Below are 14,070 nucleotides of genomic sequence, written 5' to 3'. Positions count from 1 at the left end.
ATAACGCCTGCGATATTTTCGATGGAGAAGCTATTTCTAGCCTAGAGTTATTGAAAATCGCCGCGACTTGATCGCGACAGAATAGATCAGTACCCCATCGCACCATTCACGGGGCGTTCTGCTGTCGACGCGGTCGAACACCGTTGTTCCGTTTTGCGTCAATACTGCAAGGAGATTGCAAAATGAAAGTTACGTACGAGAGTTTTGGATTAGCCAACATCCTGCGCATCGTAGACGAACAAGGAACTCCGATTAAGATCTTGATCGACGGCAACGACGGCGGAATAGTTGGTGTCACTGCGTCAGGGCAAATTATTCATATCCCGCCTAATAGTCCTGTAGAAAACGACAAGGCCGTTGTTGAATATATGCGGACCGCCAGGAACGCGATGCTTCCTGGTGGTGAAGTCCCGTTTCTACAGCCTTGCGACCTGATCAACTCGCGGATCGCAGCGCTCGAAATGACGATGGCAAATATCAGGAGGGCTGGAGGCGATCCCTCATCTTTGGATGGGTCGCTTGTTGCGCTCCAGAAAGAAGCGCAACGCGAACATTGTTCAGCCGTCCGCATCCCTGTCAACCATCCCCAGACCCCGTAAGCCGGAGACGTTCAGCGACCGGGTCGCCGGTCGGTGGCGTGAAATTGCACACGCTCCGACATACGAGGGGAATGCATGCTCAATACGGTGTACGGCCGATACGCCTGCGATATTGCGCCATGCCAGCTCGCCGGACGGGCTCGGCGGCGAGCGTGGCTTTCATTGCCGCGGCGTGGCTCTCAGAGCCCTCATAGAACTTCGTGAGATCGGCCTTCATCGCGGCTCTTGATTCATCGTCAAGATAGACCATATGACCAGACGGGTAGTTTCTGATGGTCAGGTTATCCAGGGCTTGCAAGCTGGCAAGCGGCATGTTCCGGAAATTGAGTATCGTCTGGAAGAACGGCGTGACTGCGTCGAAGTAGCCATTTGCCGAAAACACCCTCAAATACGGATTGACCGACATTGCAGCCGCGAGATCGCCGGCTGTGTACAGGCTGGCGACACCCCCCTTCTCCGTTCCCGTCGGATCGATATGGCCGAAATCCCAGTTTTCGAACGCCTGGTCGTTCGAATCCAGGAATGGCGCGGTCGCCATGTATTTCAATTCTTCGTTAAGGTACACATTCCACATCGTGGTGTACACGCCTCCAATGGCTGTCATGGTCGGATCGTTATTGCCTGAATCGGGCGAGAGGTATTCGGCAATGCCCGTATTGGCACCCGTTACACGTCCGTCGTAGGAGCCCAGGGCAAGTCCCTTGTCGACAAGCAGGCTTGTAAGGAAGACAGGGCCATTCCCCGATGCTGGATCAAGCTGCCAATACTTGAGTACCACTGGCGGAATACCGAGGATTTCGCCCAAACGTTTCAGGACGTTCTCGTCAACTTCGGGAAACGAATTTATCGCGTTTCGATACTCATCCAGCGCAAACGCCTGGACTTCCTCCATGAAGGTCGGAAGATCGGCTGGAGGCGGCGACACCGTCACCTTTTTGTGACACCAGGTGTCGGCTGCGAACGTCGGCAGGATTCCGACCGGGTTGGCTCCCTGGACTGCGTCACCAGTCTGGGAATAGTCCAGCACCGACGACTGCAAGACGATTCCGTTCAGGTCCACACCATCTTCATGAAGCATCCACGTGAGAACGCAGGTGCGCGGTGTACCGTATGACTCCCCGAACAGATACTTCGGCGAATTCCACCGCTGGAACACAGTCAGGTAGCGCTTGACGAACTGCTTGATGCAGCTTGCGTCCTGATCGACGCCCCAGAAATCCTTGTTCGTTTTTGGCGCAATCGCTGTCGAATATCCCGTTCCGACCGGATCGATAAATACCAGGTCGCTCTGGTCGAGCAATGTCTGCGCATTGTCCTCCATGGAGTACGGGGCCGGCGGCGTGAAATCGGGCATGCTGGTCTTGATTCGCCTTGGTCCGAATGAACCGAGAAGCAGAAAAACCGAGGAAGATCCGGGGCCGCCGTTATAGAAAAAGGTAACGGGGCGGGTAGACGCATCCGAGTCATTCGCGGTGAAGGCCACATAGAATAGTTTGGCTGCAGCCTGCGCATTGTTGGTGTCTGTGGTGACAAGATGGCCGGCTCTCGCCGTATAGGCAATCGACTTGCCATTGATATTCAACGTGTGCTGAGTGATCGCCGCCGCCTCGCTGACATCGGTGATGGAATCGTCTCGCCCGTATCCATAGGGTGTCGTGTCGGTGAGCGGCTGATCGGCTGGAAGTTCATTGAGTGTCGTCGAGTTCATCGAAATCTCCGTATAGGTCGAGGATGCTGGTAATGCTCCTGCGGGTTCGTGCAGCGCTCAGTGCATCGAGAAGTGCCGGCCCTCTGCCAAATGCAATCGCGCCGGAAATAAGCAGTCACACTGCCCGTAGTCCCGGTCCGGGTACGTTTCAAACGCCCGGATAGCATTGCCATGCTTTGTGGGAAGGACATTATCGAAACGCCTATCCGCGCGTTGTAATTGCGCGGGGTAACGACAAATCAAGTGTATGTACTGATCGTGCGTTTGAACAAGGTGATGAACCGACAAACAATAGTGCGGTGCAGCGTCCGCCGTTAGGCGATGATTCATGGTATTGACCATAAATCACCTCCATAAGCAATGAGCCGGTTTCCAGATAAACCAGCAGCCGTAAAAAATACTTCACAATCCTGACAAAAATGCCACTGTTGTCAAAATCGAAATAGCGGCTCACGAAATTACGCTCAGCAATCAATCACTTTTCATCGGCAAGGCCCGCGCGGCGGAGTATCGATCGGCTCCTCGCAGGCGGGTGCGCCGACGAATGTCGCGGGTACTCGCTCAATCTACTTTGGTCACTAAGCCACAGCCTTCGCGTGATGGCGTACTCGACCTGCGCGTGCCGGAATCGCATCTGAGCGCACGCGCAGGTCCGCGTACTCAAGCGCCGGCCATGTTGCAGTCGCGCGGACATGGAAGTCTCGCAAGACTAGTAGGCGCGTTTGCTCCTTTAAAGAAGCGACCTGAACTTGACCTCCAGGTCGGCGAGCGTTTCGGGCGCCACCGTTGCGGCTCGTTCAACCAGCATGCGCGCGAGCTTCATCTCTTTCACCAGGCTGCTTACGGGCCCGAAATCGCTGGCCCCGACAAGCCGGCCGCTAGCGTCGAGATTGAAATGGATCTCGGCCGCGCCTGGAAGTGCCCTGGTCACGCATTGCTCTCCGAGCACCGGCTCGCCAGCCACCTGCAACTGTCGATGGTCTGTGTCAATTCAAGGTGACGGCCGATCAACCGCATTCTTAAGTGAGTTCCTGACGCAAGCCGGAAACATTCGTCCTGCTGACGATACCGTGGGCAACTACTGGATTGCGAGGTCGAACGGACTGTTCAGGCCACTCCCCGCCGAGGTGACACAAGCAGTCAGTTGACCGTTCGCCGCCATCGTGCACTGTGAAATCGTATTGCTGCTTCGGTTCAGAACGTAGACATAGCCACCGAATAGCGTGATTCCGGTCGGACCGTCGAAAATGGCGCCCACGCCGGAATCCACACAAGCGGTCAGGGCACCTCCGCTACCGATGGAACACTGCTGCACGGAATTCTGCGCGTACAGCGTTACATATGCGCTGGTTCCACCGAAAGCCACTTTCCCCACAGGCGTGCTAAAGGCAGTATTCAGGCAGGTCGATATCACACCGGCCACCACGGAACAGGTCGTGACATTCGAAGATACGCCGTTCGACATGTAGAGAGTCGAGTCGTTAAAGGACATCAGATTCACGGTATTCAGAAACGGGGTGACAACCGTGGCGATAGCACAACCGCTCAATGTTCCGTCGGAATCAGCGGTACACGTTTCGACGTCATTACCACCTTGATCCGCGAGGAACGCGACATTCCCGTCGAACACGATCGATGACAGTTCGTTCGACAGCGTTACCGCATTTGTGCAGCCGGACAAGCCCGAGGAGCCGACATTGCAGACGCTCACGCTGGCCGTGCCTGCCTCCGTAATGTACGCGCGCGCGCCGTCGATCGCGATACCCGCCGGGGTGTCGAACAGCGGCGAAGTGAACTGCGTGCAGTTGCCGGGGAGGCCTGTCGTGTCCAGCGCGCATTGCGTCACCAAGTTTGAGCCGGTGTCGGTGATGTAGGCCATATGAGGCACGGCGCTATAGGGGATGCTGAGCTGACCGGTACGAGCCTCTCCGTAGTTGTCGGTATACGCGTACTGAAGCACCAGGGTCGATGCAGAAGTGGTTGCGCTCGGCGCATAGTCGAGCGTCGCCTGGCACGTGCTGCCGCTGCTGACCTGCGCACAGGGCAGCGTGCTTCCGGCGAGCGTCCAACCCGTGGGCAGCGTCGACGTGATCTGGAGGTTCGTCGCGGCTCCGCCCGTGGCGCTGAAAACCACGCCCACGGCCGCGGTCGAGCCGATATAGGTGGCGCTCGCGCTCACCGGCGTCGCCGCCGCCGTCACGGCGGCCGGCATTACGGCGCTGTAAGCGATGGCGACCGAACCGGTACGCGCAGCGCCGGCGTCGTCCGTGTAGCTGAAGTCGAGCGTGAGCGTGCTCGACGCCGCAGCCGCGGTGGGCGCATAGGCAAGCTGCAGTTGGCAACTGCCGGCGCTCGTCACCGTTGCACACGGCAGCGCCGAGCCTTGCACGCTCCAGCCCGATGGCAGCGAGCCCGTATCCGTTACAAGCGCCAGATTGGTGAGCGGCGAGCCGTCGCCCGATGCGAATGTCACGCTTAGCGTGTTGGTCGTACCCACAATGCCCTGAACCGGGCCGGTGGGGGCGACACTCGTCGTCACCGAATTGGCGGCCGCCGACGAGTACGGAATCCCGACACTGCCTTGCTGCTGTTTGCCCTGGCTGTCCACGTAAGTGAAGCCGAGTGTCAGCGTGCCGGACGCGCCGGCCTTGCTGGGATCGTAGGTCAGCGTCAGGTCACACGCGTTCGCCGTATTGACGCTCGCGCACGAAAACGACGGCGACGCGACGCTCCATCCCGACGGCAAGGACGAAAGGCCCGTGGTAACCGTCAACGCTGTCGCGCTCCCGCCACTCGCCACACTGAACGCGACCTTGACGGCTGTGCTGTTGTTTAGAGGCACACTGCTGAGGGTGCTGGCGGTGACTGCCGTCGACACGCTGGACGCGGTCGGTGTCGTGCTGCCCGAACTGGTCGAAAGACTTACCCTACCGCACGCACCGAGCGCCAGGATCGAAATCAGACAAAGCAAACGATTCACGAGTGACATTTTTTCCCTCTTTTTTCTTTTTCACTGCATCGAAGTCGACACTAATACTCTCGCTTTCCGAATAAACCGCATGCTATCTGGCAGGCATTGACGCGCCTATGCTCCTCGAAAGCACGGAGGCCGGTCAGTCGGACCGTTGTGCACTATAGCCCCGCAGAATTACGCCGTTTTGAAAAACATGCAGTTTGACAGGATTTTCCGCCTGGCTTTCACCGCCGCCTAACCAACGGCTTCCAGGGGCACAGCGGTCATTCATTCCTTCGGGTGGCAAGGTTTTCAGACATTGCCGCTCCAACCCGCCACCAGACATTTGGGCAATGCGCATCTGCTCACGGCGAAAGGCAAGCGTTATACAAAGATGACATAAACGTAATGCGGGCGTCAGGATTGCGAAACCACCCTCCGTACAGAATAAACGTAACTCATCTCCTCACGGTTTGGTGGTGAGTCCCGAGGCTTCATTCGTAGCGAGTGACGCCGACCACAGTCTAGTTCAGGAGGCAATTCACCATGAAGACCTTAATCTATGCAGCGCTGGTTGCCGGCGCACTGGCCGCCCCGGCGCTTTCCTTTGCACAGGACGCTAATGCGCCGATAACACGTGCCGAAGTGCGGGCGGACCTCGTGCGCGTCGAACAGGCCGGGTATCGCCCGAATATCAACGATGTGCACTATCCGGCCGATATTCAGGCTGCGGACGCGCGTCTCGCAGCACAGGACCCGACGACGCAGCGTGACACGTCAGTCGGCGGAGTATCGATCGGCTCCTCGCAGGCGGGTATGCCGACGCATGCCGCAGGCACTCGCTCAATCTACTTTGGTCACTAAGCCGCAGCCATCCGGGTGATGGCGTATTCGACTTGCGCGTGCCGGATTCGCATCTGACGGCACGCGCGGGTCGGCTGCTTGGCGCGGCTTTCCGCGCCGTTTTGGAGATTGTGCGTGGCAAGCGAGCTATTGCTAGAAATATGAAATGTCCCGCATCTATCTCCGCTTCTGCTCCGAATCATCTCGGCACCACGCGCTCACTGCGCTCGAGGCGCTGGCATTGCGTGGGTTAACACCCACACTGAACACAGTGTCAACCTTTGTCAAATGACGCACTGCCTGAGGCGATTCAGTCAACGGCACGGCTTTGTTGTCCGTTGAGGGAGGACCGGCGAATCATCTGCCGTGCATCGTCGCTGCGGCGAGAGGCCCAGTGCATTCATCGATTTCTGTTTCGGAGTACGGTATGAAATATCCTCTCTTGGCATCGTTGGCCGTGAGCCTTGGCATTGGTCTGTCGGGTGCGGCCCACGCGGTCGATCTGAGCATCAACGTCGGCACGCCTGCCCCTATGGTCTCGGCACCCGTTGTCATTCAGCAAGGGTGGCACGGCGACCGGTATTGGGATGGCCACCGCTATTGGGAACGCCAGGAATGGGAAGCACACCAGCACGGTGCCCCGGTAGTAGTCGCCCAAGCACCGGTTGTTATTGGCTGGCATGGGGATAGGTATTACGACGGCCATCGTTACTGGGAACGAAATGAGTGGGAAGATCATAACCGCCACCATGACGATCACGACCACTGCCCTCCAGGACACGCCAAGAAGGGCGAGTGCTAACACAGCATCGCATAGCAGCCAAACCACTTTTACGGGCCGCGAGGCCCGTTCTTTTGTATACCAATCTCACCCAACCCTGAAAGAGTTGCGCTATACCGCAGGGTGGCGCAGTAAAAGCTGTCGGGACCCAACACGCAGCACTCGACATAAGTCTTCGCGGGATCAAGGCTCAACTGACGCCCGTGTCCCTCCCGCTGTCAAAACAAAATCTGCACATACAGGGTCGCGCCAGTACATGTCGCTCACTTTCATGTTCTTGTCGAACCGCACCTGATACTGACACGCCACAACCTCCCCCTTGCGACGAAAATCGAACAGGTAGTTCCAGACATGGCCGCCGACGAACCACTCGTGGAAATGAGGCGGTCCGAGCAGATCGAACATCTGGTCCTTCGTGAGGCCTGGCCCAACGTTGCGCAGGTTATCCAGTTTGACGAAAGTACCTCCCGCCGGCGTCGCCGATCGAGGGTCCGGAAACTTCGGTGATCCATCGGCCACGCAGCCGGCGATCAGTGAAAGCAAGCTGATACTCAGAGCAAGATCCCATCGGTTTTTCATGTTTGCTCTCTCATCGAACAGGCAGCAGCACGCGAGATGGCTCGCAGCGAGAAACGGAATAGCGTCATCTGTGGTTACCGCATGGACGCTCATTTAAATTTTCGTTATGCACGATTACCATTGATAACCCGCACCCACGACAGCGCCATAGTAGCCTTGCGTATTGGTCGATACCGCAGCCTTGTAGATCCAATGATTGTTATCCGAGATTGTGGAAACTCCGATCGCCTGTCCTGATTGGCCTCGATAAACGCTGCCGGCGACCGATACCATGCTTTTTCCCGGCCCCGAGGGTTGCGGCAACCCTGCGACAGCCATCGCAGTGGCGATTCCGGAATCCGCATCACGCTTGAGCTGTTGAATCTGACTATCTGTATACGCGTTTGCCTGTGCAACAGCGCTCCCCACTCCGGCGTTCAACTGCTCCACGTTGACGGCGTCGGTGAGTGCGGTACCCTCAGCGACGTTGGTGACTTGCCGCGTCGAATCGGCGGCCCCTACCGAGACGACATTACTGCGCCCCCCGTCGTTACTGCCGGCGCCGACGGCGACCGAGTTGGACCCTGACGACGTCGCCCCCTGACCCAGGGCCGTCGAGCTGTTGGCGGTTGCCTGCGAGTTGTTGCCTACAGCAGTGCTGCTGCTCCCCGAAGCAACGGCCCCCTGCCCACCCGCCGATGAATTGGATCCCGTTGATGAAGAAGACGTTGTTGTCCCAGTAGTGGACGAAGAGCCGCCACTGCCACCACTGCCGACATTCTTGTTATTGATCAGCGTGGTCAACTGCGTCTGAACTGCTTCGAGCTGGCTCACGTTGACTGCGTCGGTCCCCACACTGCCAGCCGCCACACCCGTAATCTGCCGATTGCCGATATTGACTTCCCCCGCCGAAGACTGCGGGCTGCTCAGACCATAAGCAATGTAGTTCGACAGTGCCCCGACGGTCGTCACCGACCCTGCTCCCAGTGCGACACTGTTCGCATAGGTTGCGGATGCTCCGGCGCCAAGCGCTACTGCGTCGGTCGCGCTGCTTTGTGCGCCGGAACCCAGCGCCACGCCGCCCGCAGCCGTTACGGCAGCATTCGCGCCCTGCGCGACAGACTGGGCGCCACTTGCGGTCGCACCGCTACCCAGCGCGATCGCGTCGGCCTGATTCGAACTTGCTGCCTCGCCGATCGCGACACCGCCCGGCGCGGTCGAATTGACAATGGCGCCATTGCCAATCCCCACACCGCTGTCGCCATTCACCACCGTGGTCGGTCCAACCGCAATCGACTGGCTGCCTACGGCCAGCGAATCCGCTGCGGTCGAATTGGCGTGAAAGTACTCGGTGGGCGTCACCGCGAACGAAGACAACGCGCCGGCAAGTTGCCGCACGGTGACCGCATCTTGCTGTTGCGTCCCGTCTGCGACATTGGTCAACTGGCGATACGAATTGGTGGTTCCGAACGACACCGCACCCAGCAGCGTCTCATTGGTGGTGTTATAGGGAATCACGTAACTGCCGCTCGTAATCGAACCTGAAGCGGGCGCAATCGCGCGGCTGGACACTGATCCCGAGCCTATTGCAATCGCGCCCGCTATAGACGCAGTTGCCTGTGCTCCCAATGCCATTGCATTGGCAGCCGTTGCCTGTGCACCGTTGCCCGCAGCGAAGCTGCCCGTTCCACTGGCTACCGCCTCGGGACCGACGGCGATACTGTTGGTACCCGTTGCCTGGCTATCGGCTTCCGTGGAGTCAGCATGGAAGTACTCGATGCCCGCGCCGTTGTTAATGCTGCTTAACGAGTTTTCGACGTTAGTCAGGCCAGTATTCAAACCGCCAAGCGCACCGCCAACGTTGTTGTAGGTGCTGCCTTGCACTGTGTAGCTCGGTGCCGATACGCCACTGCCCGGCGTGTATGTCGAGCCTCCGCCCAGTGCAGAAGCAAGCGTCGTCCCGGTCGCGTTGCCCGCGCTCGCCACAGAAAACAGTTGCGAGCCGTTGACGGCGTCGGTCGAGCTGCTCGACAGGACACCGGCAGCAACGTTCTGGAGTTGCCGCTCCGATCCGGCTGTGCCGATCGAAACGACAGAGGTAGGCGCGGTTGCCGCAGCCGTACCGCCCGTCATGTCGAACGTTCCGGTATGCGTTCCCGCTGCTGTGGCCCCGGCTCCCAGAGCGACATCATTCGCATTGCTGGCTTGCGCACCATTACCGACTGCAACCGAGGCCGCTCCGGCGGAAACCGCAACCGGACCGACTGCGATGCTGTTGGTACCGGTCGCCGTCGAATCCGCCAGAGTCGAGTTCGCATGGAAGTACTCGATCCCGCCGCCGCTCAGTGAGTTGCTGATGCTTGTCAGCGCACTGCCAACGTTGGTGTAGGTATTGCCTCCGACCACATAGCTCGGCGCACCAATAGCTCCGGTCGAACTGTTGTAAACCGCACCTCCGCCCAGCGCGCTCGCTGTCGCGCTACCCAAGTTGTTGACGCCGGTGGCGACCGAGAACAGTTGCGATCCGTTGATCGCATCGGTGCTGCCCGACGAGATCACCCCTGCCGCCACGTTCTGGATCTGGCGCTCGTTGCCCGCGCTGCCTACCGAGAGTACTCCCGAGGCTGTCTTCGCCACACCGGCTGCGGTGCCGCCGAACAGTGCGGTCGTGCCTGTGTCGGCTGCCGCCGTGGTCGAGCCGGTGCCCAGCGCCACATCGTTTGCATTGGTTGCCACAGCGTTAGCGCCTAACGCCACGCCGTTGCCGGCCGTCGCCTGCGCACCGTTGCCTGCAGCGAAGCTCCCCGTTCCGCTCGCTACCGCCGCAGGGCCAACGGCGACACTGTTGGTGCCGGTCGCCTGGCTATCCGCCAGGGTCGAGTCCGCATGGAAGTACTTGATGCCGCCGCCGCTCAGTGAGTTGTTGATGCTTGTGAGCGCACTGCCAACGTTGGTGTAGGTATTGCCCTCGATCGTATAGCTCGGCGCACTGATAGCTCCGGTCGAACTGTTGTAGGCCGCACCTCCGCCCAGCGCGCTCGCTGTCGCGCTGCCCAGGGTGTTGACGCCGGTTACGACCGAAAACAGTTGCGATCCGTTGATCGCGTTGGTGCTGCTCGACGAGATCACGCCTGCCGCGACATTCTGGATCTGACGCTCCTGCCCGGCCAGGCCGACCGACACCACGCCATTGGCCGCGCTCGCGATACCGGCCGCCGTGCCGCCGTACAGCGCAGTGGTGCCCGTACTTGGCGCTGCAGTTGTGCTTCCGGCACCCAGCGCCACGCTGTTGGCGTTGCTTGCGGTCGCGCCCGACCCAAGCGCCACCCCGCTCGTCGCCGCGCTCTGGACAATGGCGCCGTTACCGATCGCCACCGAACCGGCGACATTGGCCTGTGATGCATTACCGAGCGCAACCGACCCAAGTCCCGTCGCCACGTTCGTGTTACCCAACGCGACTGCGCCATTGCCGTTTGCGGTGTTGTCGGCGCCCATCGCCACTGCGCCATTACCGGTGGCCGTGTTCGGATCGCCAATCGCCACTGCGCCGTTGCCGCTTGCCGTCTGGCCTTGGCCGAGCGCTACTGCGCCCGTGCCGCTAGTGACTTGCGAGCTGTGTCCGCCGGCAATCGAGCCGGTGCCAGCCGCTGCGGCCACGGTGTTGCTGTCGCCGAGAGCAACGGTCGAGGCGGCAAGCGCCTGCGAAGCGTTGCCGATGGCCGTGGCGCCCGCCGCTGACGCCAGCGTCGAGGTGCCAAAAGTGGCCGAGTTGCTGCCGCTCGCCGTACTGCTAAAGCCAATGGCGGTTGCCTGCAAGCCGGAAGCCTGCGTACCCGAGCCTGGGACACCGGCCGTGCCGCCCACCCCGATAGCGACCGCTGCGGTACCGGACGCGCCGCTGTTGACGCCGATCGCGACGCCGGACGCGCCACTGGCCGAAGCACCCGATCCCAGCGCCACCCCGGCAGCAGCGGTACTGGTCGTAATCGCCTCATAGCCAATCGCGACCGAATATCCGCCGGTCGCAGTCGACTGCGTGCTCAACGCAGTCGAATGATCTCCCGAGGCAATGGCACTGGCGCCGAGCGCTGTGGCGTAAGCGTTGCTGGCGGTCGTCGACGGCCCGAGCGAAACGCTGAATGAACTGCTCGATATTGCATTGAAGCCAAGGGCTACCGCTTGATTCCCCGAAGCATTAGCGCCCGCGGCCAGTGCTATCGCTCCCGCGCCGGTTGCCTGTGCGAGATTGCCTATTGCCACGCCGTATATAAGGGAAGCCGTTGAGTCGGGACCCATCGCAATGGTGCTCGTCCCAGAGGCCGTCGAACTCAAGCCTAACGCGGACGCATACTGTCCGCTCGCAATGCTGCCACTGCCGATGGAAATCGAGTTGCCCCCTGACGCGGTGCCGCCGTCGACCGCATATTGGGCGTGGGCTTGCTGGCCGGACAGCCCAAGACAAACTGGCACGGTAAGGCCGAGGAGAATCCGGGATGTCCGGTGCAGCGCGGTCAGCGTGCTGTGCTCAATTTTCCGACCGTCACATACGGCGCCCGATGCGCCGGATTTCCCTTTGCCACACGATTTACCGAACTCCGATGCAGCCACAAAAACGCCCAATGCCTTATTCCATACCGTTCTGTAAATCCTGTTCATTGTTCAAATTCTCATAGAATGATTGATTCAGAACTGAGTCAGTTGAAATCAACGTGAAACGAATCGATCAACGTGTTGGAATAAGTGAACTCTGTGTCACAGAATAAAAAACCAGGATATCGCGGCGCCCCTCTGCACGGGATCCAGTTTATGCACGATGAATAATAATCAGCTATTCAAATTTATTAGGCGAAGCAAATCCCCCGAAATCCCATCATTCGGGTTTATTTTTCAAAATACCTAATTAGCCGACAATCTGTAATGTCAAGAAAATACAAATTCTTCAGATTGTTACGGCGGAGTAAACACTAGGAGATAGCGTTTGTTTTGTCTAGAGAATATTTGATGAACGTCAACGAGCCGGAATGCGCAAATGTGCATCTCGGTCCGGAACAACGAACTGCCCGTTGATGGGCGAGTCCGTTGTTCCGATGTCAGTTCGTCCTTACCACTGGTAGCTGACACCGCCGCCGTAGGTGGTCCCCGCGCTGCTCGTGCTCGCGCCGCCTCTCACCTTGATGTTGTTGCCAATGCGTGCGGTAAAACCGAGTGCGACAGCGCCGTAGCCCTGGTAGCCCCCCGAGCCGATGCCGACCGAGATCACCTTGCCGGCATCGACGTCCGGGATCATCGAAAGCGCGACGGCGCCCGCAACCCCCGAATACGCCTTGCGAGCGATAGAATTCACGCTGTCCTGCACACCTTGCAACTGCGACATGTTCACGGCGTCGGTCGGATCCACACCCGCCGCGACATTCGTGATCCGACGGTCGTTTCCGGACGAGCCCACCGAGACGGTATTCGCCTCGTTTGCAACCGAACCCTCACCCAAGGCAACCGAGTTCGCGGCGCTCGCAGTCGAGTTCGCGCCCACGGCTGTGCTGTTGGACCCAGACGCCGTGCTACTCGCACCGACAGCGGACGAGTTCGTGCCGGTTGCGCTCGACTGAGCACCCAGTGCCGTGCTGTTGGTGCCGGATGCCACGCCACTGGCGCCCACCACGGTACTGAAATTAGCCACGGCGGTTGCGCCTGATCCGTTAGCCGTGCTTCCAGTTCCCGTTGCCGTCGGCGCAGTTGCTGCCGTACCCGTGGTCGTCGCCGTGGTCGTCGCCGTACCTGTCCCCGCCCCAGAGGTCAGCGACGCGACTTCACTCGACAACGTATTGACCGCCGAATTCGTCGCAAACAACTGCGAACCGTTCACCGCATCCGTGCTGGTCGCCGAAATCTGCCCGGCCGCCACATTCGTGACCTGACGTTCCGCGCCAGGCGCGCCGACGCTCACCACGCTCGTTGGGTTGGCGCCCGCGAACGAATAGGTCGTGCTACCAATCGTTGTGCCGGAGGTCGGGTTTGCCGCCGCCGTCACGCTACCGGCACCGAGCGCCACATCGCCCGGATTCGTCGCGATCGCACCATGACCGAGCGCCGTTGCGTTTACCGCGTTCGCGAATGCCGCGTTGCCCAATGAGGTCGCCTGATTGCTCAACGCCTCCGCACCCGCACCGATGGCGACGGATTGTGCGCCTTCGGAACTCGATGTGTTGCCGATCGCCACGGCCGAATCGCCCGATGCCAGTGCGCCGCCTCCCAGCGCCACGCCTACACGGCCCGTCGCCGTCGCGCCTCCGCCCGCCGCGAGGGACTCGGTTCCGGTTGCCACGGTGCTCGTACCCAATGCCGTTCCGTCCGCGTTGGCCGTTGCCAGGATACCCAACGCAGTGTTGCCTGCCTGTACCGTAGAGAGGCGACCCGTGCTGCTTGACGCCCAGTTATCGACCAAAGAGGCCACGCTGGATACGGAGCCCGCATTCGCTCCAAAACCAATCGCGACACCACCGCCTGATAAGGTGGTCGAGGATTGACCGACTGCAACGGACGACGCCCCGGTCGCCACGCTTGTGTTGCCGATCGCCACCGAGCTGCCGCCGCTTGCCGTCGCTGCCACACCCACTGCCGTGGCGGCGCC

9 protein-coding genes and 1 pseudogene are annotated in these 14,070 nt (G+C 59.9%); 3 read left to right on the top strand and 7 right to left on the bottom strand.

Going from position 1 to position 14,070, the window contains the following annotated elements; translation table 11 throughout:
* Nucleotides 1-182 precede the first annotated feature (182 nt).
* The gene (locus AC1ECK_RS02500; RefSeq protein WP_480315504.1) at nucleotides 183-599 is read left to right on the top strand and encodes a hypothetical protein; all 417 of its coding nucleotides are present in this window, start codon (nucleotides 183-185) and stop codon (nucleotides 597-599) included.
* 79 nt (nucleotides 600-678) lie between these two features.
* Here the strand turns inward: AC1ECK_RS02500 and AC1ECK_RS02495 are convergent, their stop codons facing one another.
* From AC1ECK_RS02495 to AC1ECK_RS02485, 3 genes are all read right to left on the bottom strand, one after another.
* Nucleotides 679-2,307: a S10 family peptidase gene (locus AC1ECK_RS02495; protein WP_480315502.1), complete on the bottom strand. Its 1,629-nt coding sequence runs from the start codon at nucleotides 2,305-2,307 to the stop codon at nucleotides 679-681.
* 730 nt (nucleotides 2,308-3,037) lie between these two features.
* Nucleotides 3,038-3,271, bottom strand: coding sequence for a hypothetical protein (locus AC1ECK_RS02490; protein WP_480315500.1), 234 nt, complete (start codon nucleotides 3,269-3,271; stop codon nucleotides 3,038-3,040).
* A gap of 114 nt (nucleotides 3,272-3,385) precedes the next feature.
* Entirely contained in the window at nucleotides 3,386-5,296 is a 1,911-nt protein-coding gene (locus AC1ECK_RS02485) for a hypothetical protein (protein WP_480315498.1), read from the bottom strand.
* A gap of 510 nt (nucleotides 5,297-5,806) precedes the next feature.
* Here AC1ECK_RS02485 and AC1ECK_RS02480 point away from each other — a divergent pair.
* Nucleotides 5,807-6,124: a DUF4148 domain-containing protein gene (locus AC1ECK_RS02480; protein ID WP_480315496.1), complete on the top strand. Its 318-nt coding sequence runs from the start codon at nucleotides 5,807-5,809 to the stop codon at nucleotides 6,122-6,124.
* A gap of 406 nt (nucleotides 6,125-6,530) precedes the next feature.
* Nucleotides 6,531-6,905 (top strand): hypothetical protein, encoded by a 375-nt coding sequence (locus AC1ECK_RS02475; protein ID WP_480315494.1) that lies wholly within the window; start codon nucleotides 6,531-6,533, stop codon nucleotides 6,903-6,905.
* Nucleotides 6,906-7,067: 162 nt separating this feature from the next.
* On the opposite strand, the gene AC1ECK_RS02470 is transcribed toward AC1ECK_RS02475, so the two are convergent.
* From AC1ECK_RS02470 to AC1ECK_RS02455, 4 genes and pseudogenes are all read right to left on the bottom strand, one after another.
* Entirely contained in the window at nucleotides 7,068-7,556 is a 489-nt protein-coding gene (locus tag AC1ECK_RS02470; protein ID WP_480315492.1) for an outer membrane protein assembly factor BamE, read from the bottom strand.
* A 21-nt stretch (nucleotides 7,557-7,577) separates the two neighbouring features.
* Nucleotides 7,578-11,912 carry a beta strand repeat-containing protein gene (locus tag AC1ECK_RS02465; RefSeq protein WP_480315576.1) on the bottom strand — a complete coding sequence of 1,445 codons (4,335 nt, stop codon included), beginning with the start codon at nucleotides 11,910-11,912 and terminating at the stop codon, nucleotides 7,578-7,580.
* Between the two features lie 87 nt (nucleotides 11,913-11,999).
* Nucleotides 12,000-12,098 (bottom strand): annotated as a pseudogene (locus AC1ECK_RS02460) (ESPR domain-containing protein); the annotation flags it as partial.
* Between the two features lie 445 nt (nucleotides 12,099-12,543).
* A complete protein-coding gene (locus AC1ECK_RS02455) occupies nucleotides 12,544-14,049 on the bottom strand; it encodes a YadA family autotransporter adhesin (RefSeq protein ID WP_480315574.1) in 1,506 nt (501 codons plus the stop codon).
* Nucleotides 14,050-14,070: the final 21 nt, after the last annotated feature.

The organism is Paraburkholderia sp. SSBN10T (assembly GCF_056619545.1).
Note: the sequence above shows the minus strand (reverse complement) of the source record. Positions and strands in the feature narration are given on the sequence as shown.